Raw genomic sequence first — 24,824 nt, 5'->3', positions numbered from 1 at the left:
CATTCTGCTTGCGTGTCCGCTGAACCGGTGGGTCCGTCTTCCGGAATCGTGACGTTTCTGTTCACCGACATCGAGGGGTCGACTCGTCGGTGGGAGGCCGACGCCGACGGGATGCGGTCCGCGCTCACGCGACATGACCAGGTGCTACGCCAGGCGATCGAGTCACATGGGGGCCAGTTGTTCAAGCACACCGGCGATGGTGTCTGTGCGGCATTCGCCTCGCCGAACTCGGCGGTCGATGCGGCGGTCGCCGCTCAGCGCTCACTTGAATTACCGGTGCGGATGGGATTAGCCACCGGCGAAGCCGAGTTGCGCGACGCCGACTATTTCGGCGCCGTGCTCAATCGCGCGGCACGAGTCATGGGCGCGGGGCACGGCGGGCAAATTCTGCTGGCGGACTCGACGGCGGGTTTCGTGAGCGGCGTCGATCTGCTTGATCTGGGCCCGCGCCGGTTGCGGGATCTACCCACTCCGGTCGGTGTGTTTCAGGTTCGGGCCCCGGGTCTGCGCGCCGACTTCCCGCCGTTGCGGACAGCCGACATCGGCCCGGGCAATCTGCGCCCCCCGCTGACCGGTCTGATCGGCCGTGAAACCGAGGTCGAGCAGGTGCAATCGGCACTGAAGATCCATCGATTGGTGACTCTTGTCGGCGTGGGTGGGGTCGGTAAGACCCGGTTGGCGCTTGAGGTCTCAACGCGCCTGGCCGATGAATTTCCCGACGGTGTTTGGTTTTTCGAACTCGCGACGGTCACCGATCCCGCGGCGGTGCCCGATGCGGTTGCCGCGGTGCTGGGCGTCACCCAACAGGCCGGGAAGACGGTGGCCGAGAGCGTGGCCGTCGCTCTGGAGGGCAGGCTGCGACTGTTGGTGTTCGACAACTGCGAACATCTGCGCGACGCGGCCGCCGACCTGGTGGAAGCCATCCTCGCCCGCTCGGCGAGCGTGCGGATCCTAGCGACGAGCCGCGAGCGGCTGGAGGTCGCCGACGAGCAAGTGCACTCGGTCTCGTCGCTGGATGTCGCGGCAGGGATCGACTCTTCGGCCGCAATATTGTTTGTGCAACGCGCCCAACAGGTTTCGTCTTATTTCGCGGCGAAGGGCGCGGACGACGAAGCCGCGATCGTCGAGATCTGTCGCCGTCTGGACGGCATCCCGCTGGCCATCGAACTGGCGGCCTCGCGAATGACGTCAATGACCCCCGTCGAGCTGCGCGATCGGCTCGATGACCGATTCCGGTTGCTCGTTGGATCGCGGCGGGGCCTGAGTCGCCACCAGACATTGCGCCACGCCGTGGCGTGGTCCTATGACCATCTCGGGGAGGAGGAAAAGGCGCTGCTGGAACGCTGTTCCGTGTTCGCCGGCGGGTTCGATCTGCAAAGCGCCTGCGCAATAACGAAATTCACCCGACCACAGCCCGTCGACGATTATGCAACCCTGGATCTGCTGGATTCCTTAGTCCGTAAGTCCCTACTTGTGGTTGATCGAGTCGCAGGCCGGACGCGCTATTCAATGTTGGAGACCATTCGAGAGTTCGCCGAGGAGCAACTCGTCGCCCGCGGCGAGGCCGCGGCTGTGCGGGAAGCCCATGTGCGCCACTTCGCCCGGCGTGGAAGCGACGCGTTAGCCGTGTGGGACAGCCCGGAACAGCGGGCAGCCTACGAGTGGTTCGAGGCGGAGCTGGCGAATCTGCGCGCCGCGTTTCGCTGGGCGGCCGATCACGACGACCTCGACGATGCCGTCGCCATTGCCACCTCGGCGGCCTTCCTTGGCTTCATGGTCATCAAAATGGAACCGACCGCGTGGGTCGAAGAACTCATCGAATCAGCCCGGGCAGCCGACCATTCCCAGCTCGCGTTCCTCTACGTGCTGGCCTCGAACTGTTATATAGCCGGGCGGGTCGACGACGGACTTCGCTATGCCGACCCTGCTGTCGACATGCTCAGCGGTGACCGCACCCGCCTTCCGTTCGGCGTAGAGGGCTGGCCCTCTGGCGCGTACACGGCCAGCGGACGCCCCGAACGGTCAGTCGAATTGTGTCGAGCTCAGCTGGCACGAAATCGCGACACCCACACCCTCACCAGGAGCTGCCTGGTGATGGCGCTGACCATCAGGGGCCCCAGCGAGGAGGCCGCGACGATCGTCGACGACCTTGTCAATGCTGCCGAAGCCACCCGCAATCCCGCGGCGCTCTGCTACGCGCTGCTCGCCGAGGGGTTCGCCCTCCGCGACATCGAGGCCTCACGCGCTTTGGCGGCCTTGCGTCGCGGGCTGGCCCTCTCGCAAGAGTCCGGCAACCGCACCAGTGAGACTCACACCGCCGCCGTTCTGTGCCGCGTCGAGTCGAAATACGGTGACCCAATGGCGGCGCTCGATTACTTCAGGTTGGCCGTCCATAATCACCACGAGGCGGGCAACACGACAATGATCAGCACACCGCTGGCTTTGCTCGCGGCGTTCTTCGACAGAATCGAACGTTACGAGGCGGCGGCCACCATCGCAGGTTTCGCTTTCGGGCCCGTCACCGTCGCAAGTTTTCCCGAAATCCGGACCGTGATGGCCCACCTGGCCAGTGCGCTCGGTGCGGATGCGTACGAATCCCTGACGCAGTCCGGAGCACGGATGACTACCGCGCAAATGGCGAACTACGCTTACCGCGAAATCGACCGGACCCGAACAGAACTCGCACGAACCGGCTGAAAACTTGCCTCCCGGCGCTCCTATGCTCGTCCGGCCCGTGCGGCGGCGTGCGCTCCGGCTCGGCGCCCGAAGAACGACCCTTCACCCAGCTGCGTCCCGCTCGCGTAGCCCTTGCCGTCCTGGGCAAGGTTGGACGCGCACGCGCCCGCCGCATACAAGCCGGGCACCACGGTGCCGTCGGCGCGCTGCACCTCGCCATCGAGGGTCACCGCGAGGCCGCCGATGGTGAATCCCGAATACATCGCCCGACCGAGCGACAGATCGAACACCGCCCAGGGGCCGTTATCCTGTGGTGCAAGGAATTCCGGCTGCTTATGGAAATCCGGATCCTCGCCCGCGGCCGCGTGCTTGTTGTAACGATCAAGCGTCGCCGCGAGGTTGCCCGCCGGAATGCCGAGCGCTGCTTCCATTTCCGCGATGGTCTCGTACCCGTCGAGGAAGCGGATCAGCGGCATGGCCGGCATCTCGGTGTGCGCCTCGTCGACGATCAGGTATGCCGTCTGGTCGGACTGCTCCAACACGAAAGCCGACGTGCGCGAGTGGTAGGAGTCCTCGGCGACAAAGCGTCGGCCCTCCTTGTTGACGATCACACCGGTCAGCAGCACCTCGGGCGGATAGGCCGCCGCGGTGATGAACAGCTCGTCCATGTTCTTGGTCGCACCGCCCGCCGAGACGCCCATCCGGATGCCCAGTCCGTCGTCATTGGGGTTGCCCAGGATGTAGGGCGCCACCATGCCGTGATGCTTGGTGCGTCGCTGCTGACCCAGCGCGGGCGTGTGCTCGGCGACCATCTCCGGGTTCATCGCGAATCCCCCCGCCGCGATGATGACCGACTTGGCCTTGATCGCACCGGTTTCGGTGAAGTGCTTCCACGCGACACCGACCACGGCGCCTTCGTCGTCAATGACCAGGTTGGTAACCCCGGTCTCGTAGCGGATCTGCACGCCCACCGCGTCGGCGCGCTTGAGCAACAAGTCGACAACCATGCTGGCGCCGCCCAGTTCGCCGGGCACCGGCACCGAGTGTCCACGCGGCGCCGGCTTGGCCCGCTCGCAGAAGGGCCAAACCTTTTCATTGCCGGTGTAGCTCAAGCCCTCGGTACCGGGTGGAACGACGACCTTGCCCGGGTAGTAGCTGCGCTCGAACTGAAAACCCAAGTCCTCCAACCAGTTGAAATGCTCGACGCTGCCGTCGCAATAGGCGCGGATCTTGTCGAGCTCGGGTTCGCGCGACACCGCGACCAGGTATTTGTACATCTCCTCGGCGGCATCCTCTTGACCGGTCGCCTGCTGCACCGCGGTCCCGCCACCGAGGTAAAAGTGGCCGCCCGCAAGCGAAGTGGTGCCACCCGCGGCGGCCGCGCGTTCGAGCACGAGCACGCGCGCCCCGGCGGCTGCCGCACTCACCGCGGCGCAGCCTCCGGCGATGCCAAACCCGATCACTACGACGTCAACGTCATCCGACCAGGTGGTCACGTCATCCGCACTGACCGTTGCTGGTATCTCCGTGCTCATTCGCGCCACTTCTCCTCATCGCCGCGCTCGGCATCGTCGCCGGCGCGGCTCACCGTTGCTCCTGTTTGATGTAGTCGTGAAAGGCCCTCATCTCGGGTGCGACGTATGCAAGCTCCACATACGGCACGCCCGCCTCCGGTGCTGATAGGTAGACGAATTGGATGCCGCCGGGCATCACGCCTCGCTGAACGACCGCGGCGCCCCGCTCGGCGGCCTCCGTCACCGCCGCCTCAAGTTGCTCGGGGCGTTCGACCTGCATGCAGATGTGGTGCAGACCCGGTCCGCAATCGGACAAAAAGTCACTATAGATGTTCTCGCCGCGAACCGGTTGGATCAGCTCCAACTGCATGTCGCCGAGGTAGCTCAGCGAGATGCTGGCAAAGAAGTCGGCGGGTTGGCCCCGGTAGCTACACGAGTCCGGAGCAAAGTGCACATCGGGTATGCGGACCCACTTCCGCACGCCTAACAGGCCGGTGAGGGCCGTTTCGGTGGCATCAAGGTCGGCGGTGACCCACGCGATCTGGGTCGGTGATTCAACGTTAGGCGTCATCGTCTCGCAGGATAGTCGAGTCGTGATGCCGTTAGAAAGGGCCCGAATATCTTTGCCGTGGCGAGCCCGTCCGGCCTGGAAATCGGCGGGTGAACACGTTCTAATTCCAGCTTGCCGCCACCCGCAAGCCTCAGTGTTGGCTCAGGATGTCGACCATCAGCCGCAGCTGCGCGTCGAAGACCGTTTCCGGGTCTGTCAGGGTGTCGGCGCCGTACTGGCCGAACACCTCGAGGCTGATGGCGCCCAACACTCCGGCCCAGAGCAAGAAGCACTTCGCAAGGACCCGGTCATCGCCCGGGAAGCCGAATTCATGGCGAATCCGGTCGAAGTCGGATGACATCGGTTGTGGGGCAAGATCATTCGTCAGCCGGATATCTCCCGTGGCGATCCCGGCCGCAACCGCGTCGAACAGCGCCGCGACCACCCGGGTGCCCACCGCGATCGTGCGCTCCGGAGGTGCGTGGTATCCGGGAACGGGACTGCCATAAAGCAGGGCCCAGCAGGCCGGGTTCGCGATGGCCCAGCCCCGGGTAGCCCGCGCAATGGCGACGACGTCGTCGCTCCACAGGTCGTCGACCGTCTCGCGGGCACGGTCCACCGTGTCGGCCAGGTCGGAGTAGGCGTCAACCAGCAGCAAGGTCAGCAGTTCGTCGCGGCTGGATACGTAGCGGTACACCGCCGAGGACACCATGCCCAGGTCGCGTGCGATGGCCCGCACCGATAACCCGGCCGCGCCGCGATCGACCAGCTGGCGGCGACCAAGTTCGATGATTCGCGCCTCGATCTGCTCACGCGATTCCTGGCGTTTGCCCACGCGGCCAGTCTGGCACAACCGAGAACACCGCTCTTGCTTTCCGTGGCGGGTTGTGGCAGCGTGTCCAAATTAGAGAGCGCCGCTCTCGCAGTTCGACCAGGATTCGCTGAGAGGCTCACCATGTCCACCCGATACGAAGAACCGAACCGGGCCGCCCGGGCCGCGAACGCGGTCATCCGCTGGCTCGCCGAGGCGGGGATCAGCATCGCCGGAACCCGGGCGCTGCGCGTCCGTGGCCGCAAGAGCGGAAAGCCACGCGCGGTGGTGGTCAACCTGCTGACCGTCGACGGCGTGGACTACCTGGTGTCGCCGCGGGGCAACACGCACTGGGCGCGCAACGTCCGGGCCGCGTCCGTCGTCGAGGTGGGTGCGCGCTGGCGTCGCCGGCCCATGCGGGCGGGCGAGATCGATGACGCGGCCAAGCCCGAGCTGTTGCGGCGTTATCTGGCCAAGTGGTATTGGCAGGTCAAGGATTACGTCGCAGGGTTGACGCCCGACAGCACAGATGAGCAATTCCGCGCCGCCGCGCCCTCGATCCCGGTGTTCGCACTGACACCGGTGGTCACCGCGGGCTGATGGCCCTAATGCGCGTTGTCGCGCACCCCCAGATCCTCGCGAGCCTCCTGCGTCGTGGCTCCCCATGACACCGCGGCCGGGAAATCACCCCACACGCTGTTGAAGATGCCCACGAGCTGTCCGGGGCCGCCGCTGGGCGCCAGGTACACCGGTCCGCCCGAATCGCCGTTGTGGCTCTGCACACCGTGCGACATGGTGAACCAGCCGTTGTTCACGCTCTCCACCGTCCCGCAGGTTTCCCCGGTGATCACGCCGAAATGGCAGACGGGCTGCCCCGGCGCGAGCGCGAGCCCGGGATCCGCGACCAGCGGGCGACCGCCGGGCAGGACGTTGTTCGGCGTGACGCTGTTGTCCAGCACGATCGCTTCGTAATCACTGATCGTCTGGGTCGTGGACACCGTCGTTCCGCTGGGGGTGTTGTCCCGGAAGGCCGCCATCTGCCCGATGACGGTGCCGGCCCGGTCCGTCACCACCCCGCTCCCGCCCCGGCAGTGTCCCGCGGTGAAAGCGATCTTGAGCGCGGGGTCGACATATCCCAGCGTGCACACGCGGTTGCCCTGCCGTATTTCCATGCCCGGGTACACGACGACGTCGGCATTGGCGGGCGCTCCCGGCAGCAAGGTGGCGACCGCTGCGACAGTAGTCGAGGCGACGAATGCGCGCCTTGCCAGACGACGATGCACCCTGAACTCCGATCCATCGGGCCGAACCGACGGGAGGCGAGGCTACGACCTTGCTCCCCGCTCAGCTTTTCGCGCCGGCCTGCGCGAATGTTACAGGGAGGTCACGACCGCGGTCGTGGCATCGGTGTGGCGGGCCGTCCGCGGTAGCCACCCGGGTGGGCCGAACACGTAACCCAATCGATCACGCAGGCGCGTCGCCGATCGCCAGTCGCGGGCGATCGCGACATATTCGCGGGTCTGTAACGTCCAGATGTTGAACGTGTCCACGCGTTTCGTGAGCCCATAATGCGGCCGGAAGAGCTCGGCCTGGAAGGTTCCGAAGAGCCGGTCCCAGACGATGAAGATGCCCCCGTAGTTTTTGTCGAGATACACCTTGTCCATCCCGTGGTGCACCCGGTGATGCGACGGGGTGTTGAACAGGAACTCGAACGGTCGCGGCAGCTTGTCGATCCGCTCGGTGTGTATCCAGAACTGGTAGATCAAGTTCAGCGAGAAACTGAAGAACACCATCCAAGGCGGAATCCCCAACAGCGGCAACGGAATCCACATCAAGATCTCGCCGCTGTTGTTCCACTTCTGGCGCAGCGCAGTGGCGAAATTGTAGTACTCGCTGGAGTGGTGGGCTTGGTGCGTCGCCCAGATCAATCGGACGCGATGCGCGATCCGGTGATAGGCGTAATAGAGCAGGTCCACCCCGAGAAGCGCGATGACCCAGGTGTACCAATGCGTCGCCGACAGGTGCCAGGGCGCCAGGTAGGCATAGATCGCGGCATAGCCCAGCAGCGCCAGGGTCTTCCAGCCGGCGGTGGTCGCTACCGAAACCAGTCCCATCGAGATGCTGGCCACCGAGTCGCGCGTCAAGTGCGCCCCGGACGGCGGTCGCGCCGTAACGGCGGACTCGGCGGTCAGGTGTTCCAGCTTGCGGGCCGCGGTCCATTCCAAGGTCAACAGCAGCAGGAAGAACGGGATGGCAAACAGCACCGGATCGCGCATCTGCGGCGGCAGCGCGGACAGGAAGCCGGAGAGGGCACTCACACAGGTAAGACTACGACGCGCCCCGGAGTGCCAGTTCGCCCTCAGCGACGATCGTCGGACTGCGCTTCGTCCCCGGCATACCACTGCACGGCGCGGACGCCCGGAAGCAGCGATAATTCGGCTACCAACCGTTCGAGGCGGGCCGGCGCATCACCGTTCATCAGCAGGTGAGCGGTCAAGGTGACCTCATCGCCGGCCGGGTTGCCGGTATGGATTCCGCGCAGCGTGATGTCGTTGCTCCCGGCGTGCTGGACTATCTGGGCCCGCGCGTACTTCTCGTGCTTGGCACGGCAGACCACCTGCACGAGGTATGGCAACAGGCTCTCGTCGTCTTCGGCACTGTTGTCCCGGTCGATCAGCCTCCCGAGCGGGCGCCCCAGCAGATGGATGCCGATGACGGTGCCGGTGCCGATCAGTGCGAACACCAGGTGACCGGAAGCCGCCAGCACGCCGATCGCCGCCGAGCACCACAGGGTGGCGGCGGTGTTGAGACCACGGACGTTGACGCCCTCCCGCAGGATCACGCCACCACCGAGGAACCCGATACCGGACACGACGTACGAGGCGACCCGGGTGGGGCTGGTATCGGAGGTGGCCGCCGCGTAGAGGACGAACAGCGTCGCACCTCCGGCAACCAGTGCGTTGGTGCGCAGGCCGGCCCGCCGGGCCCGCCATTGCCGTTCCAGGCCGATGAGGGCACCGCAGCCCACGCCGACCCCCAGCCGGAGCACGAAATCGAGAACGCTCAGCGTCTCCAACGCGTCGCTCCTTCCCGGTTGCTAGACGGCGAAGGGAGCTAACCAAATCCGGGTTAACCGCAAGTGAAGCCCGACCATATCCCCCACGCCGGGAGCATCTCGGCGCGCGGCGCGCCCCAGGCTAACCGGTCTTGGGCGCCAGGTGGTGGGGGCAGTAGGCGCTCGATGCGAGCGCAGCGAACTGGGCCGCGCCGTCGAACGTCATGCCGGGATTTTGATCCTTGATGTCAGTGACAACCTGCAAACCAGTTTCGCCCCTGCCCATCAACCCGCAGACGGCTTTAGCGGACGCGATGACCTGACTGGGACTGCTGTAGGTGATGCCGGAATTGCTGAGGTTGGCCAGGAACGCCGCATCGTCGCCCTGCGGCTCGGCGTGCGCGAGCGCCGCGAAACCGCTCGCGGTGAAAGCGCCGAGCACGGCAAGCAGGAGTCTCATACCGTCCCCGCCTTTCCGAGGTGGGCGTCGGGCAAGGTCACCGTGGGCTTGCCTCCGCGGGACACGTGCACCGCATGGATGCCAGGCTTGTTGGACAATTGGTCGAGCAGAGCGTCAAGTCCGGCCTTGTCAACGTTCCAGTGCTGCACGGCGTCCGGCTGCTTCTGCAGCTTCGCGATGACGTCGTCGAGTTTGACGGGTTCGGCGCTCTTTATCGCACCGCCGGCGCGGACCCGGGCACCGTTGCGACCCGCGACTTCCGGCGCGAAGGCACCGAGGGCGCCCCCGGTAAGGCTTCCCAGCGCCATGTGACCGAGCAGGCTGCCCGGGATCCCGGCCGCGGGGGCCGCGGCCAGACCGGCGGTCGGCAGGCTGCTGGCCAACCTGATCGCCGGGGTTGCCGAGGCCCAGGTCGCCGGCACCGATAACTTGCCCACCACGTTGGCCTCGCCCATGCCCGCTGATACCGCGCTGGTAAGGCCCGCTCCCGCCGTACGCAAACCGAGTCCGGCACCTAGCGCGGACTTGGGGATTTCCAGGCCCTCGACCGGGAGTTTGTAGAACATCTTGAACTCGGTCATGGCGAGGTTGATCGGGCTCATGCTGTCGTTGGCGACGGTGCTGAACCGGCCGATGTCGGCGAGGATCCCGAAGGTGTTCTGCCACGTCGTCCCGGCCAGCGGGGATCCCGTGAGGGTGTTGAGCACACCGTCCCAGAACTCCATGTAGCCGCGGGACGCGTTGCCGAGGCCCTCGAGCAGCTGGCTGATGATGCCGGACGGCGCGGCCGCGGCGTCCGCTGCCCCACCGGTACCGGTTGCCAGTGCGCTCGCCTGGCCCAGCGCCGCCGACTGGGCGGCGATTCCCGTCGAGTCGGTGGTCTGGGGGGGCTCGGTGAATGGGTTCAGTCGGGTGGCGGCCGCAGATGCGCTGGCGTACCCGAACATTGCGGCCGCGTCCTGCGCCCACATTTCGCCGTACTCGGCCTCGGTCGCCGCGATCGCGGCGGTGTTCTGCCCGAAAACGTTGGTTGCCAACAGCATCGAAAGCCGCATGCGGTTGGCTGCGATCTCCGTCGGAGGCACCACCGCCGCGAACGCGCTCTCATAGGCACTTGCGGCCGCGGTGGCTTGGGCTCCCGCTTCCTTGGCCTGCGCCGAGGTCGCCAACATCCATGCGACGTAGGGCGCGGCCGCGGCGGCCATGGCGCCCGCCGACGGGCCGGCCCACGCCTCGTTGGTCAGGCCCTCGATGATCGACCGGTAGGACGACGCCGCAGACTGCAATTCGGCCGCCAGCGCGTCCCACGCGGCGGCGGCCGTCAACATCGGTCCCGCCCCCGGACCCATGTACATCTGGCCGGAGATGATTTCGGGCGGCTGGAGAGCGAAGCTCATCGCCGTGACCTCCCCGCGCTGGCCGGGTGGGTGACTGCCGGTGACGAACGGGCACTGGTCGCCAGAGTGGCGGCAACCGTCCCACCCATTGGCGACATTTGCGGCTGCGCAGTCAAAGTGGGCATGGGTTGTCCGGTCCGTGCGATCAAAGCCGTTCGAGGAGTCATGTCGAATGCCCCATCAATCCTCCGGGACCACGATGATCGTGGCCGTGGTGGCAACGCCGTCGGCCGCCGCCGCTGCGACGCCGGTCGTGCCATTGCTGACGGTGCGCACACCGACCCCAGCCAAGGCACGTCCGGCCAGACTCGCCGTGGCCATCTCGCCGAACATGGCCCCTTGTGACGTTGCGGAAATGGCCGGGACAGCCCCCAAACTCGCGCCCGGCAGCACCGAGGCGACTGTCTTCATCACGGGCGCGGCGGTGGCCCAGCCTTGCGGCACCGACAGCGATCCGACCATGGTCGCGCGGCCCATCGATCCCGCCACGCCTCCCGCCTCTGGTGTCACCGTCGAGATGTAACCACCCCGTAACGGCGCAAGTGGCGACAGCGCTCCGGAGATGGCCTTCCCGCCGCCGAGCAGTTCGGCGACACCCGGCGCGTTCTGGGACAGACCCAAGGCCTGCAGGGACAGCAGCCACCAGCCGCCGGGCAGGATGATCGCCCCAATGGGGCTGTAGGCGCCGGTGAGGGCGGCGAAAAATGGCCTGAGGGCGGCCGTGACGGGGTAGATGGCTTCGATGATTGATGCCGCCGGCGTCGCCGCCGACGGGGTCGTCGCCAGGCCTTGCAGCATGGTGGGCGCCAGGTTGATCACGGCCGACAGCTGGGATGGGATGTCCGACGCGGCACTTTGCGCCACCGCCGCGGATTGTCTTGCCACCCCGGATGTATCGGTGGTCGGCGGTGGCTCGGTGAAGGGCGCCAACTGCGTGGCCGCTGCCGACGCTGCGGCGTAGGCATACATCGCTGCGGCATCCTGGGCCCACATCTCGGCATACTCTGCTTCGGCAGCCGCGATGGCCGCGGTGTTCTGACCGAGGAAATTGGTGGCGATCAGCGTCATCAACAGGCTGCGGTTGGCGGCGATCACCGGTGGGGGCACAGTCGCCGCGAAGGCGGTCTCGTAGGCCGCGGCAGCGAGTCTGGCCTGCATCGCGGCCTGCTCTGCCTTTGCAGCCGACTCGGTCGCCCATGCCACGTACGGGGCGGCCGCGGCACTCATCGCAATGGCCGCCGGTCCCAACCAGGACCCGACGGTCATGCCCGAGATCGTCGAGCTGTAGGCCGCCGCGTAGGAATGCAATTCGGCTCCCAGCGCGTCCCACGCCGCGGCGGCGGCCAGCATGGGCCCCGATCCGGGACCCACGTACATCCGTCCTGAATTGACCTCTGGTGGCAGCGCCCCGAAGTCCACCCGTTGCCTCCCGTCCTCCTTTGGCGCCAGGGTAGGGGCGGATATGCGACCACCTCGCCAATCAGCCGAGGCTCAAATGGAATTCATGAGATTCTTCAAAAAGACATATATATGTTTCATGTGTTTATTGAGTGCGCTCGTGACCGTCCCTCGGCTGGAACTTCCCAGGACGGCATCTGGCGGCGGCACAGGCGCGGCATCTTATTGCGAACTGCCCGTCTGTGGGAATCGGCCGGGGCGGGTATCGCCAGATGAGTCAGAGCCATTGGCTGCCAGGCGATTTGGTGACCAGCCTGTTATCGACTGCCCGCCAAGGTTTTCGGCGCCGGTGGCGAACCAGTCATCGGCGGAGCGTGAGGCACGACCGCCGGCGTGCGGCTGCAGTGTTCCTGTGTGCAACCCGCTGCCCTGCACCAGGCAGCGCAAGCCGCCCACTGATTCCTGTTAAGGGGCGGATTCGGGCCGTGCGCGACGGCTCTTGGATGCCCGCTCGAACACCATCGCCGCGTGGCCCCGGGGCGGCAGGTGCGAGCGGAGCCATTCCGATCACGGCCGAAATGACGACGCTGAGCGCCGGTGGCAGTCTCATGGCTCGTGGTCGGCACATGTTAAGGCGGACGAGGCGCCCCAGTTATCTTCGACGCTAAAGCATTCGAACTCGGCTACCGGCTCGATCACCACGGCACGCCGCGGCTCACGCCTTGGAGAGCTGCTGAGGACAATAATATTTCGCGGAAAGCACGGCGAAGTTCGACGCCATCTCCATGTCCATCCCAGGATTGTGGGTTTTTACGTCGTGCACCACTTCCAGGCCCGACTCGCCGTTGTTCAGGCACGAGCACACCGCCCTGCCGGCCGCGACGGCCGAACCCGGGCTGTTGAAGCTGAACCCGGCTTGCTGCAGCGCGGCGACGAACCCCCCGTCGTCGCCCTCCGGCGCAGGCGGAGGATCGGCGTACGCCGGGGCGGCAAGGCCGATGGTCGCCAATATGCCAAGTAGCGTCAGTAGTCGTTTCATCTTTGCCACCCTTTCCTCGGGTTTTCGGTTTCACTGCCTGGCTGCGCCGATTGCTTTGTCCCTCAGCCGGACTGGGCATCGGCCGGGAGAACTTTCGACTTGTCGCCCTTCTTGAGGTGCACCGCGTGAATGCCCGGCTTCTTGGCCAGCTGCTCGAGGAGCGCGTCGAGATTCTCTTGATCGACGTTGTGGTGCTGCACGGTCTCGGGCTTCTCCGAGATTTGTGCGACAAGGCGTTTCAGCTGTTCCGGCGATTGCTTGTCTTTGAGGTCCTTGATGGGAGTCATCCGGTTGCGCACACCCGCCCGGGCGACGGTGGGCGCACCGGAGCCCACCGCGCTGCCCAGCATCCCGGCCAACCCCATCGAACTGAACAGGCTGCCCTGGCCCAGCGCGGCCGCGGGGACGGCTTCGGAGCCGGCGACCGACAGCGCGGCGGCGACTGTTCGGATGGCCGGGGTGGAGGTGGCCCAGCTCGGCGGGATCGACAGCTTCCCAACCAGGATGCCGGCATTCCCCATCCCGGCGATCGGGCTGATCGAGCTGTACAAGGTGCCGCGGCCGAAACCCAGCGCACCCAACCCGGCGCCCAGCGCATCTTTCGGCAACGCCCCGTACCCGACAGGCGGGGCGAACTTGAGCCACTGTGACAACGGGAAGTTGATCAGCAACCCGATGTCATTGAACTGCGTGGTCAGACCCAGTGGCACCTTGACGGCGTTGTACATGGCCGTGTAGAAGCCGGCCCCGCCCGGGACGGTGTTGAACAGATCGGTCACGAACGTTTGGTAGAGATTGGCCAAGTTCGCCGGGATGGAGAAGGGCCCGCTGAAGGGCAAGCTGGTGGACGCCGCCGATGCCGCAGTGGTGGCGACATTGGCGGCCGGGGCGCTCGCCGCCGAACTCACCGCGGCCGCTTGCATCGGTTCGGCGGCCTCGTTGGTGGTTTTGGGCGCAGGGCTGAATTCCGCCAGATTGTTGGATGCGGTCGCCGACGCGGCGAAGTACGTGTCCATTGCCGTGGCATCCTGTGCCCAAAAGTCGCTGTATTGGGCCTCGTTCGCGGCGATCGCCGAAGTATTCTGCCCGAACAGGTTTGTCGCCACCAGCTGCGCGAGCAAGGCTCGATTTTCAGCGATCATCGCAGGCGGCACGTGCGCGGCGAATGCCGTCTCGTAGGCGCTGGCCGCCTCGGTGGCCTGCTTGGCGGATTGTGCGGCCTGCGTGGCGGTTTGCTGCATCCAGGCCACGTACGGCGCTGCCGCGCCGGCCATGGCAATCGACGAAGGACCCACCCAGGGCCCCGCAGTCAGGCTCGAGAGCACCGACGAATATGACGTTGCGGTGGCCTGCAATTCGGTGGCCAGGTTCTGCCACGCCGTTGCGGCCGCCACCAACGATCCCGCTCCCGGACCGCTGTACATCCTGCCCGAGTTGAATTCCGGCGGAAAGGCTCCGTAGAACATCGCTCGTACCCCTTACCTGGCTGCTCGGATCGACAGCGCTTGGCTGCCATATGGATTGGTCATCGCGGTCATTCCTCGAGGCACGGAATCACGATGATGGTGGCCGCGGCCGGATCAGCCTCAGCGGCAACGCCGCCCAGCGAACCCGCAACGGAGGCGGCGCTGCCCACCGGCCGGGTTGCGGCGGCCGCGACGGCGCGCCCGGCCAAGCTGGATAAGGCCATCTGGTTGAAGACCCCCTCCTCACCGGCCAACGAGGCGGGCACCGCCGCCATGTTGGCCGGCAGCCCCTGGGCGAGGGTTCGGATCGCGGGGGCGGCTTCCGCCCATCCTTGCGGCACCGAAATGCTGCCCACCAGAGCGGCTTTGCCCATCGACCCCGACACGGGGCCCGCTCCGACCGCGGAGCTGAGCATCGGCTTGACCGCGTTAGCACCACTGGTCAGTGGCGCCAACGCCCCGGAGATGGCTTTCGGCCCAGCCAGATACGCGGCCGCGCCTTGACCGTTTTGCCCCCAGGCATACGCCTGGCCGAACGACAGGAAAGGCCCGCCGGGGATGCTGCTCCATGACTGGGGCGAGAAGGGTCCGGTCACCACCGACCAGAATTCGTTCCAGTTCGTGATGAAACTCGGCACTGTAAGTCCGCTGCCCGATGACGGATCAGCCGCTGTTGTCGCGGCTTGTACCGCCGGCTGCATCCCGGTAATGACCTGGGACACCTGAGCAGCGGTGTTCGAGCTCGGTTGCGCCGCGCTTTGACTGACCGAAGCCGCTTGCATCGGACCGGCCGAGTCGTTGGTGGTTTGCGGCGGCTCGCCGAACGGGGTCAGCGCAGCGGCAGTCGCCGACGAGGCCGTGTATGCGTACATTGCGGCGGCATCCTGCGCCCACATCTCCATGTAGTGGGCTTCGGTGGCGGCGATCGCCGGGGTGTTCTGGCCGAGGATGTTGGTTGCGACCAAGGTCGCGAGCAGCGAACGGTTGGCCGCGATCACCGGCGGTGGAACGGTTGCCGCGAACGCGGCCTCGTAGGCGCCGGCTGCGAGTTTGGCCTGCGCGCCCGCCTGCTCGGCTTGCGCGCCCGTGGCATGCATCCACGCCACGTACGGTGCTGCGGCGCTTGCCATTGCGATGGACGAGGGTCCCGTCCACGGACCCGCTGCGAGAGTTTCGATTGTCGAGCTGTACGACGCCGCAGTGCTTTGCAGCTCTTCGGCCAGTTCGTCCCACGCCGCCGCGGCGGCCAGCAGCGGCCCAGATCCCGCTCCGACGTACATCCGCCCCGAGTTGTATTCCGGCGGGTAGGCCCCGAAATCCAGCATCTAGGTCCTCCGCTCCCTCTTCTGGCGACAATGGTGAGCAACGCTTTTCGACCTCGACGTCGGCTGCGCCGGAGAATTCGCCGAATGTGTTACCTGATACATAGGCGGATTCCATGTGGTGCACACAACAAAGCCATGCTGCTCCTAGCTCTGAATCCACGCCGAAACGGCGTGCGGACGACTAGTCAAGCCACGCTGCTGTTGCCCTGACGATGGTGCCCATCGCTTATGTCGCCGCGCGTTCCCGTCAGGTAAATCCTTGTAAAAAATAAATATCGCTGGGTTCGAGAGCTTGTGAGAGATCCGCTGCCCAACACCAGTTCAGTGGCGTAAATCACTCAAATCGGCCGTCGGTCGACAGCAATCAGCGACGGCTCAAAGTAGTAGCAATTATCGCCGCAATTTCGGCAGCTAATTATTCACTGGATCGGCGACGTCGGCGACCGCATAAACCCCTCGGAAGCTATCTTCCGATATTCGATCGTAAGTTCACCAACCTTCCGAATCGATCTTCATTGATCGCGACGGTTGAAAGAGATGGATCCGCATCCGTGGCACCCGAAAATGGATCCGCAACTTTAAATCCGCCGCGGAAGTTCATCCGGCGCATCCGGTCATTCTCCGGAATTAACCAATTCGTACCGACGGCGCCGTCGGTGCTTGTTATGTTGCTGCCCGTCGGCCCGACCACGCTCGGTGGCAACGGGTCACCGATAGACGACCTGAAGGCGGCGACCCACCACCGGCACGGCACTCTGGTGCGCTACCGCCCCACAAGCCTTCGGCGACAGGCACATCGGAGCCAATGGCCTGGTGCCTCCCGGCCTCACAGCGGGCAACGCGGGCGTGGATAACCACACCGTGCAGACCCACATCGCCGAGCCAGTCGTTGATCGTCACACCGTTCCCCTCGAGCTCACCTATACGAGTAGACGCGGAAAGTCTGCTGTGGCACTGATTAGCTACTGACAATCTCCTGTGGGGCGATTCCGGCTGGCTCACAGGCATTTTAGGCCGCTGTGAGCCACCCCCAACGTACCCATGCCGTTGCTGGCACTGCCGGATTTACAAAGTCGGAATTGTAAAAAAGTGCGCTTGCCAAGCGCTGGTTTCGAGTGCGTCCGGCTCAACCGGCGGTCGGCGGACGGGCTATCACCCGGGGCCGGAATCGATAAAGCGCGCAGCCGGGGAGGACGCATTCGAACTCAGCCTCGACAGCTCCGCCAGGCCGCTGAGGCCTGGGTTGAGTCAACTTGACGTGCAAGCCATTCCCGGCGGTTCACCCGGCCGTCACCTAGGGATGCATGTGCGACGGCACCCCTTTTGGCAGACGCGCCGGCCGGATGACGATCGGTCAGTCGGACTTTTTCTCCGCGACCGCCGCGCGGAGGCCCTCGGCGAGATCCTCCTGCGTCAGTTCCTTGAAACGCAGCAGTTGACGTTCGCTGAATTCGGTCACATCGCTGGCCAGCACCGCATCCAGGTCTTCGTCGTCCAGCCGGAAACTGCGGTGATCGCGGGCCTTCTCCACTACGTTGCGGACGAAACCCGCATTGCCGAGTGTATCGATGCCGCGAATGAGATCGCCATCCTCCGAATAACTTTCGTCGAGGTAGAACTTCGTGTAGGACGGTAACAACGCCTGTGCCGATTCATCGGTGATGACGTCTTCGTTCTCTTGGCCCATCAAGCGGGTCAGCGCGACCAGCTCGTCCGGGGTGTAGCTGAAGAATTCGATGACGGTTGAAAAACGCCGTCGCAGGCCCTGATTCACTTCGAGCATCTTGTCCATGGCCTTTGCATAGCCGGCACCGAAGACAACCAGCTCGTCGCGATGATTCTCCATATACAACAGCAACGTATTGATGATGGCGTTGCCGTATGGGTCACCCTGCTGGTAGCCCTTCTCGTGCAGCGTGTGCATCTCATCGAAGAAGACGGCGCCACCCAAGGCGCCCTCCAGGAGCTCCTCGGTGTTCTTCTCCGCGTCGGCCATGTAGCGACCCAGTAGCTTGGTGCGGCTGGTTTCGACCACAACGGGCTTGCGCAGCACGGTCAACCCACACAGTTGCTTGCTGAAAGCCCTTGCCACCGAAGTCTTTCCGGTACCTGGCGGGCCGAGCAACAATGTGTGGCGTGACGTAACCGGCACCGGAAGGCCCATCTTGGCGCGGGCCAGATTCACCTTGGTCGTCGATTTGATGAGCTTGATCTCGCGCTTGGCGCGTTCCATCCCGAGCATGGCGTTGAGCTCGGCGTCGCCTTCGGCCAGATATCTCGCCGCCTCTTCGGCGTGGCGGGCGGCTTCGGCTTCGGCCCGGGTCGGCGCGCTTTCCGGGTCCCACGGGTCGGTCCGGGCCTCGATCGTTTCCGGGTCTGTCAGGACCAGGCGGAAGTTGGGGTTGTCCAGCGCTTCACGGGCCGGCGTGAACTTCGGGTCCCGCGAGTACACGCGCCGCAGCAGCTCGACGGCCTCGTCCTCGCGGCCCAGGTGCCGCAAGCACATGCCCTGGGTGTACAGGGCGATGTTGGCGGCGCCCGGCACCCGATCGCCTTCGATCGCCTCCTGGCCCCGGCGCAAGGCCTCCTCGAACACGCCCAGCGAAGCCAGCGCCGTGGTGGCCATCGCCGCACCCGCGGCCTTCAGTTCGGGCTGCCGCCAGCTCTTCCCCTCGGCGAACTGGTTCAACACATCCGGCCACCGGGCCGTCCGGAAGTACAGTACGCCGCGGACGTAGCTGATTAATTCCTCGTCGACGGGTTGGCGGGGCTCGACGCCGTCGATCAGTTTCGCGGCTTCCTCGTAGCGTCTCGCCTCTGCGAGAACCGCAGCGTACGCACACGCCAATGTCTCCACGGAGGTGACCGCCAGCCGCAGGAACAATCCGTCGGAAACCTCAGGACGGAACTGCAGCTCGGTCACGCCGAGGCGGCGGGTCTCCCAACCGAAGGTCCGGATGGAGGACCACGCACCGGAAAGCACGTCGATGCTCTGCTCCCCCGCCAGAATCCGCGCGAGCCAGGCGTCACACATCGCTGGATCGAGGTTCGTCGCCGTCGCGAACATCTGCGACGCCACCTGCGGATTGTGGCTGGGCTGCAAGCCATTGACCGAGACGCCGGAGGCCAACAGGCCGGCGACCATCGCGTTACGGGCGCCTTCAGCGGTGGATTGCGGCCTCGTCATTGCGCCACAGGTGCGCCCGCCGAGATCCTCCGCGGCTGGTCGACGGATAGCGCGAGGTCGTTATCGTCGGCGCGTAGTGGACGGCTCGGCACGAGCAGTAGGGGGCGCGCCGTCGGGGCGGGCAGGCTGGCGCGCACCGCGGCCAGCTGGCGTCCGGTGAGACGGTTGAGCCCTGACGAGACGTTGCGGCGCAATCGCTTCTCGGTGTGGTACCGCACCCATGCCGATACCTGCGGCCGGCCACCGCGCGAGGTGAGCCGGAGGGTCAACACCGTGGCAACGGTTTCGTCCTCCCACAGTTCATCCAGCTTGTCGGTGGTGATGTCGGACGGCGACAACCACAGGCTGGTGACGAACCCGTTGAAGTGCTTGAGGCGCCGCCAGCCGGGGCGACTCCAGGTCGGTTCCAGATCGGCCAGCACCGCACGATCGACGTCGGCGAGCTCCTCCGCGGTCAAGGGCCGGGCCGCGCAGGTCAGCCCGTCGAGATCCTGGGCGAGCCGCTCTGTGGCGGCAACCAGGGTCGACGCCAGCGAATCGCGGGCCGCCACTGCAGCGACGTTGCGCTGCGGATTCATCCGCAACACTAGCCATGTGCGGCGAACGTAGGAGCTGGGCGCATCGCTGGCCACCTCCCACTCTTCGGGGCCCCAGTCGTCCATCTTGGACGGCTCGGCGGCGCTGGCTTCAGGGCCACCGCGGCGGACCTTTACGGACACGATGTCGATGTCGTCGAGATGAATGTCGAACTGGCGCAGCCCCGAAGCGACGGCTGACACCAACAGGGTGGGCGGCGAGTGCCGGTGACGAAGGCGCGAGGCCGACTCGTTGTCACCGCCGTTGATGGCGATCACCGTGACTAGTTGGCCTTCGTGCTGCCGCACGCCCACCCTGTCGCGCCCGTACCTGCGTTGGTAATCGAGGGCCGGGGTGCAACCGGCGGCCAGCGCGGCGCCCGGGTCGGCGGACCAATCCCACAGCCAGGTGGCCAACCCCGTCGTCACGGTGAGGCCGTGGTAGGTGACCAGCGACAGCAGCGTCACCAGCACGGCCAGCCCGACGCCCACCCAGAACGCGATGCGGTACGTGCCTTGCCAGGATTCGGGGCAGTGGCTGGCCACCACCATGATCGCGACGTCGACCAAGAACACCGTGGTCACCCGCGGCCACGACAAAGACAACCCAAAACTGCGCTGACGCTTCATGAGTGCTGTTGCTCCGCCCTTATTGCTGTTTCCGCGATCGCTTCATCAGCATCGCCGTACCGAACACTCCGCCGCCGATGAGCAGCGCCCCAAGCAAGCCTCCGGCGGCTACCCACACTGGCACCATATCCCGGTGCGGCACGGGTTTCGGAATGTTCAACGGCGCCGAAAGTTGCTGCGGCGGCTTCACCGGACCGTCGGGTACATCCCAGGTCAGCGCCGCGACCGGGTCGACGACACCGTGGCCGACCTGGTTATCCACGCCACGCGCCGGCGCACGAGCGGTGCGGGTAAGCCGGTTGATGACCTGGTATGCCGATAGCTGCGGAAACTTGGCCCGCACGAGGGCCGCAACGCCCGACACGATCGCAGCCGAGAAGCTGGTGCCCGCCGGAACCAGCAGCGTGTTGTCCGGTCCGTCGATCGCGTTGATCAGGCCATCGTCTCGGGGCGACAGTCCGATGACATCCGTTCCCGGCGCGGCGATCCCGACCCACGGCCCAGCCACACTCGTCGACGCCTGGCCCTGGTTGCCCTGGCTCAGCGGGCGGCCTTCGGTGTCGACCGCGCCGACCGTCAGGACGTAGTCGCTGAACCAGGACGGCGTCACGACCGTGGTGACCGCGTTCCAGTTGCGAGGATCGTTGGGCTGCAACGGATCATGGGGCGGATTTTGCTTACAGTCCTTTTTGTTGGTGTCGCCAGCGGCGGCCACGATGACGGCGTTCTTGTCGACCGCCGCGTAGCGCACCGCCGCGCCCAGCGAACGTTGGTCGATGATGTTGCGCGCGCTCATGCAGGTCACATCGGAGATGTTGATGACCTGGGCCCCCATGTTGGCGGCGTGCACAATGGCGCGCGCCATCGTCTGAACGTTGTCGATTTTCGCCGAGGTCTGCGGGTCCTCGTCACCGGTGTAAGCGTCCTTGAGGCCGAAGGCCTGGCTGGACTGCCGGATCGCGATGATGTCGACATCCGGGGCCACCCCGCTGAACGCGTCCGGACCGGCCTTCGATGGTGGTGGTGGCGGTGGTGGCGGCGGGTCGAGCGGTCGCGGGCCGCGCAGGTTGTCGACGTTGGTTATGCGCCCGCCACCGGCATAGCCGGGGATGGTCACCGTGCCGTTGCCGTGGCTGGCCGCCGGCGCCTGCCCATTGGGGCCCTGCCCACCTTGCGATGGTCCCGGGGGCGGGCCCGCGGGTGGTGGAACCGCCGGCGCCGGCGGCGCAGGCGGCACCCCGAAGGGACCCGGGGGCGGCGCTTGTTCCTGAGACTGCGGCGGCGGCGGGACCATCGTCACGGTCTGAGGCAACGGTGACAGGGTCACCGTCTGCGGCGGTGGCGCTTTGGGCGGTGGCTCGGTGGTGGGCACGGTGACCGGTTTGCGTGGCGCCGCCGGTGGCACTCCCGCCCCGTCGGCCGGCGCCGCACCGATCATGGACGCAACGATGGTGCCGTGCGCGTCGCAGTCGGACAATCCGTCCCCGGCCATGATGTAGTCACCGCCGGGAATCAGGTGCGCAAACCTGGGGTGCGGCGTCACGCCGGTGTCGATGACGGCCACCTTCACGCCGGCACCGCGACCGAACTGCCATGCCTCCTGCAGATTAAGCATGTCCATGTACTTGGGTTGCAGCCGGAAATCGGTTCCGGGCAGCACGCCCACCTCGGTGCAGTACGAGTTCTGCTTCATCGGCGCCCCGGGTCCCGGCGGACCGTCCGGCGGGACCGCGCCCGCGTCAATCGTCGGGGGCGAGATGGCGTAGGCGGGCGGCAGGCCGGCTAATGCGCCCGACGCCAGCAAGGTCGCGGCGATGGTCGCGGCGGATACGCGACCACGCCACACCTTGCCGTCAGCGATAGCGAATTGCTGCATAGACATTCATCAACCACAATGCCAGCGGGAAAATTGGCATCAGGCAGAGGTATTCAATCCATTCCACGAATTTGCGGAACAACGGGCTGTAGACGGTATTCGGCACCACGGCCGCCGATGTCAGTCCGGCGGCCGGCAGCAGAACGAGGATCGCCGCGCTGACCGAAACCGCGAGCGGGGACTGCAATACCACCGCGTAGCGCAACACGACCGCACCCACGATCAGCACGGCCGTGCCGGCCAGGGTGATCGCCTGCCAGCGGTCGACGTAGGAGCGGCCGCGCAGCATCAGGAATCCCGCGCTGAACCCGGCCAGCAAGAGCGGCAGCCAGCGCTGTCCGGTGTGCGGATCCGACAGTGCGGTCAACGAGACGATCATCAGCACGCCGAGCCCGATCAGCAAACCCGACAGGAAGGACCGCGCACGTTCGGCCTGGGTCAACACGTCGCGGACGGATGCGGGGCCTTCCAGCGCCGGAGGACCACCGTCGGAGCGCACCACGGTGGTGGGCAGGTCGGGCCGGGCCTCGAACACCCACCGGCTGGTCGCCGACGGGAAGACGGGCAGCCGGATGCCTGCCAGTCGCCGCGAGATCGCCGGCGCACTTTGGTAGAACATCACGGACACCAGCACGACGCAGGTGAAGAGCGTCACGGCGCTGGTCATGGCCACCATGCGCGCGAGCGCGGCTACCGCCGTGATCAGGCTGACGGTGACGATGGCCGTGTAGATCGCCAGCCGGCGACCGGTGAACCGCAGGGCGAGGATCGCAAAGATGGTGAGGACGCCGAAACCCAACACTGCGTGCGGCGATCCGACGCCGCCGGGCGGCGCCGCCGCCGCCGCGAGCGCCACCGGTGCGAGACTGCTCAACAGCATGATGTCGGCGACGCGCCGGTCCTGTTGCGAGTGCGCCCTCATCAACAGCAACAACGAAACACCAAGCACCACGGCGCCGATCACGCCCGCGTACACGGTCGGAAGCCACGAGTTGTGGTGCCAACGCCACCAGCCGAGCAGGCCGGCCGCGGTCGTCACCCCGATGGCCACCATCGACGCGCCGACCTGCACCGCGACCACCGGGTCTATCGCGGCGAAGCGCTTGCTGAGGTCCGCCGCGACCGCGGTGGAGATGTGCTCGATGACCTGCGAGCGGTGCTCGGTGTCCGGGATGAACCGGATCCACAAGCGGTCGCCGTCGTAGACTTCCTGCTCGCTCAGCGATTGGGTGGCCCGCAGCGGCGAACCGTCCACCAGGCACAGCGCCCAGCGGCCGCGGCCCGACGCCTCCAACGGAGTCTCGCCGAGCTCCCGCAGCCGGCTGTTGACCACCTTCAGCAACGGGTCGGTCATTACCGAGACGGGGGCGTTGGCGTCCAACAAGACGCCGATCTGGACACCGGTGCCGGCCATCACGCCGACGACGACAGCCTGAGGCTGCGAAATTCCCTCTACGTCAGGCTGTGGTACTTCGACTACCGCGGTCATCGCCTTGCACTCCTTGTGATGAATGTGTGAGCCCATGCCGCCAGTCGCGCGCGGGGGTACGCCGGTCTACTCGTCGAGGGGTTGCCGCCCTCCGCAAAGTGCGTTCCGACCAATTGGAATTCCATCTGCCTCGCCTTGCGATTAAGAGTTGTCGTCGACATCGGCTAGAGATTTGCTGATGTCTTTGAAAGAAGTATGCCGTGTCCGCAGCTCAACCGCATGTTGAGTGCAAAGACATTGGTGAACTCTGTGTTTCGCGCGAATGTCAGACCCTGCTGTGAGTTTTCCACTCGCCGTAGGGAAGTGTGTCCAGCACCGTCTTGACGCCCACCTGCACGAGCTGAGGCGTCGCCGGACAAATGGCCAGCCATGCCTCCCCCGAACCCGCGGTGCGGGCCTGCTGGTAAAGAGCGATGCGGCCGCCGGAGCCGTCTTTGAGGGACAGCACCGACGCACTCGGGCCCTTGGCGTCGTCCTGGTATTGGCGGGCATACACCGCAACCTCGGCAGCCGGGTCGGACAGCGCCTGACCCAGCGCGGCCACGGTGGCGGCGCTGATCCCCATCCGGCGCAGGTCTCCTCCGGAAAACACGTTGAACCCCGACTCCTGCCACGACTTCGTCGCTTCCAGCATTTCCTCGAGCGGCACGTTGACCGCGTTGATTGCTGCGGGCTCGGCATGGTGGATGGACTCCAGCGCGTCGATCACCAGGGACGCGATCGAGGCGCTGTCCGCGACTGCGACATCGTCGACGGTGATCTCGCCGCCGACCCGGACCGCCGACACCCAGTGCTGACCGCGACGGGCCAGAACCACCCGAAATTCGTTGTCGGGGATATCGCGGGAGCCCGGGGGCTGATTCTCGTCATCGAGGACGCCGTAGGCCAGCTTGCCCCGGGACAACAGAGCGACCACCTCGAGGTCCGGCGCCGCGAGCACCCGCATCCGGGCGGCTACGTGCTCGTTCACCTGATCGTTCTCGACGATCCCCTGCTCGCGCATCACCGCCATCCCGGGGTGCTCGTTGAGCCAGTCGTTCGAGTCGGTAGACACATATGGCCGGCACCGCAGCTCCGGCGCGACGTGCCGGATGTCCAGCAGCGCCTGGAGCATCCAGAAACCGTCGACGTTGACAGTGATGTCGGTGCGGGTGCTCTGTTGGTCCATCAAATCCCCACTTGGTCCCTAATTACCTCAAGCCAAATTGCACGGTAACCGCAGGACGCGGCAGCACACCGACGGGTGGTGTGCTGCCGCGCCTGAAGTTGCGGGTTAGGCCCAGGAGGACCCAACGGCGCTGTCGGTGCTGGCCATGTTGCTGCCCGCGGACTGGACCTTCTGTCCGTGTGCATTGGCCTGCTCGTAGATGACCTGG

At 66.0% G+C, this 24,824-nt stretch carries 19 protein-coding genes and 1 pseudogene; 2 read left to right on the top strand and 18 right to left on the bottom strand.

Going from position 1 to position 24,824, the window contains the following annotated elements:
- Positions 1–12 precede the first annotated feature (12 nt).
- Entirely contained in the window at positions 13–2,697 is a 2,685-nt protein-coding gene (locus AC5Y4F_RS10225) for a winged helix-turn-helix domain-containing protein (protein WP_499996498.1), read from the top strand.
- 20 nt (positions 2,698–2,717) lie between these two features.
- Here AC5Y4F_RS10225 and AC5Y4F_RS10220 read toward each other — a convergent pair whose 3' ends face one another.
- From AC5Y4F_RS10220 to AC5Y4F_RS10210, 3 genes are all read right to left on the bottom strand, one after another.
- Entirely contained in the window at positions 2,718–4,211 is a 1,494-nt protein-coding gene (locus AC5Y4F_RS10220; RefSeq protein ID WP_499996497.1) for an FAD-binding protein, read from the bottom strand.
- A 49-nt stretch (positions 4,212–4,260) separates the two neighbouring features.
- Positions 4,261–4,761 carry a VOC family protein gene (locus tag AC5Y4F_RS10215; RefSeq protein WP_499996495.1) on the bottom strand — a complete coding sequence of 167 codons (501 nt, stop codon included), beginning with the start codon at positions 4,759–4,761 and terminating at the stop codon, positions 4,261–4,263.
- Positions 4,762–4,891: 130 nt separating this feature from the next.
- Positions 4,892–5,575, bottom strand: coding sequence for a TetR/AcrR family transcriptional regulator (locus AC5Y4F_RS10210; RefSeq protein WP_197520653.1), 684 nt, complete (start codon positions 5,573–5,575; stop codon positions 4,892–4,894).
- Between the two features lie 120 nt (positions 5,576–5,695).
- Between AC5Y4F_RS10210 and AC5Y4F_RS10205 the strand changes: the two genes are divergently transcribed.
- Positions 5,696–6,151: a nitroreductase family deazaflavin-dependent oxidoreductase gene (locus AC5Y4F_RS10205; protein ID WP_499996494.1), complete on the top strand. Its 456-nt coding sequence runs from the start codon at positions 5,696–5,698 to the stop codon at positions 6,149–6,151.
- A gap of 5 nt (positions 6,152–6,156) precedes the next feature.
- Here the strand turns inward: AC5Y4F_RS10205 and AC5Y4F_RS10200 are convergent, their stop codons facing one another.
- The 15 genes and pseudogenes from AC5Y4F_RS10200 to AC5Y4F_RS10130 all read right to left on the bottom strand — a co-directional run.
- Positions 6,157–6,834 carry an Rv1815 family serine proteinase gene (locus AC5Y4F_RS10200; RefSeq protein ID WP_231986437.1) on the bottom strand — a complete coding sequence of 226 codons (678 nt, stop codon included), beginning with the start codon at positions 6,832–6,834 and terminating at the stop codon, positions 6,157–6,159.
- A 90-nt stretch (positions 6,835–6,924) separates the two neighbouring features.
- On the bottom strand, positions 6,925–7,869 hold the full coding sequence (locus AC5Y4F_RS10195; protein WP_067938095.1) for a sterol desaturase family protein: 945 nt from the start codon (positions 7,867–7,869) through the stop codon (positions 6,925–6,927).
- Positions 7,870–7,910: 41 nt separating this feature from the next.
- The gene (locus AC5Y4F_RS10190) at positions 7,911–8,627 is read right to left on the bottom strand and encodes an MgtC/SapB family protein (protein WP_067938097.1); all 717 of its coding nucleotides are present in this window, start codon (positions 8,625–8,627) and stop codon (positions 7,911–7,913) included.
- 121 nt (positions 8,628–8,748) lie between these two features.
- Positions 8,749–9,066 carry a DUF732 domain-containing protein gene (locus tag AC5Y4F_RS10185; RefSeq protein ID WP_499996490.1) on the bottom strand — a complete coding sequence of 106 codons (318 nt, stop codon included), beginning with the start codon at positions 9,064–9,066 and terminating at the stop codon, positions 8,749–8,751.
- Positions 9,063–10,463, bottom strand: coding sequence for a PPE family protein (locus tag AC5Y4F_RS10180; RefSeq protein WP_499996489.1), 1,401 nt, complete (start codon positions 10,461–10,463; stop codon positions 9,063–9,065). Before AC5Y4F_RS10180 ends, AC5Y4F_RS10185 begins: the two co-directional genes overlap by 4 nt.
- 180 nt (positions 10,464–10,643) lie before the next feature.
- On the bottom strand, positions 10,644–11,882 hold the full coding sequence (locus AC5Y4F_RS10175; RefSeq protein WP_499996487.1) for a PPE family protein: 1,239 nt from the start codon (positions 11,880–11,882) through the stop codon (positions 10,644–10,646).
- 694 nt (positions 11,883–12,576) lie between these two features.
- Entirely contained in the window at positions 12,577–12,900 is a 324-nt protein-coding gene (locus AC5Y4F_RS10170; protein ID WP_067929741.1) for a DUF732 domain-containing protein, read from the bottom strand.
- A 62-nt stretch (positions 12,901–12,962) separates the two neighbouring features.
- Entirely contained in the window at positions 12,963–14,366 is a 1,404-nt protein-coding gene (locus AC5Y4F_RS10165; RefSeq protein WP_499996485.1) for a PPE family protein, read from the bottom strand.
- Between the two features lie 68 nt (positions 14,367–14,434).
- Positions 14,435–15,691, bottom strand: coding sequence for a PPE family protein (locus AC5Y4F_RS10160; protein ID WP_499996483.1), 1,257 nt, complete (start codon positions 15,689–15,691; stop codon positions 14,435–14,437).
- A gap of 1,354 nt (positions 15,692–17,045) precedes the next feature.
- Positions 17,046–18,878 (bottom strand): type VII secretion system ESX-5 AAA family ATPase EccA5, encoded by a 1,833-nt coding sequence (eccA5, locus tag AC5Y4F_RS10155; RefSeq protein ID WP_499996481.1) that lies wholly within the window; start codon positions 18,876–18,878, stop codon positions 17,046–17,048.
- Entirely contained in the window at positions 18,875–20,083 is a 1,209-nt protein-coding gene (eccE, locus tag AC5Y4F_RS10150; protein ID WP_499996478.1) for a type VII secretion protein EccE, read from the bottom strand. Before eccE ends, eccA5 begins: the two co-directional genes overlap by 4 nt.
- 19 nt (positions 20,084–20,102) lie before the next feature.
- The gene (locus AC5Y4F_RS10145; RefSeq protein ID WP_067929736.1) at positions 20,103–21,959 is read right to left on the bottom strand and encodes a S8 family serine peptidase; all 1,857 of its coding nucleotides are present in this window, start codon (positions 21,957–21,959) and stop codon (positions 20,103–20,105) included.
- Positions 21,937–23,448 carry a type VII secretion integral membrane protein EccD gene (gene eccD / locus AC5Y4F_RS10140; RefSeq protein WP_067929743.1) on the bottom strand — a complete coding sequence of 504 codons (1,512 nt, stop codon included), beginning with the start codon at positions 23,446–23,448 and terminating at the stop codon, positions 21,937–21,939. The genes AC5Y4F_RS10145 and eccD overlap by 23 nt, the downstream gene beginning before the upstream one ends.
- 265 nt (positions 23,449–23,713) lie before the next feature.
- Positions 23,714–24,616: an ESX secretion-associated protein EspG gene (locus AC5Y4F_RS10135; RefSeq protein WP_067929735.1), complete on the bottom strand. Its 903-nt coding sequence runs from the start codon at positions 24,614–24,616 to the stop codon at positions 23,714–23,716.
- Positions 24,617–24,721: 105 nt separating this feature from the next.
- Positions 24,722–24,824 (bottom strand): annotated as a pseudogene (locus tag AC5Y4F_RS10130) (type VII secretion protein EsxI); the annotation flags it as partial.

It is taken from the genome of Mycobacterium sp. NGS56 (assembly GCF_059812425.1).
Note: the sequence above shows the minus strand (reverse complement) of the source record. Positions and strands in the feature narration are given on the sequence as shown.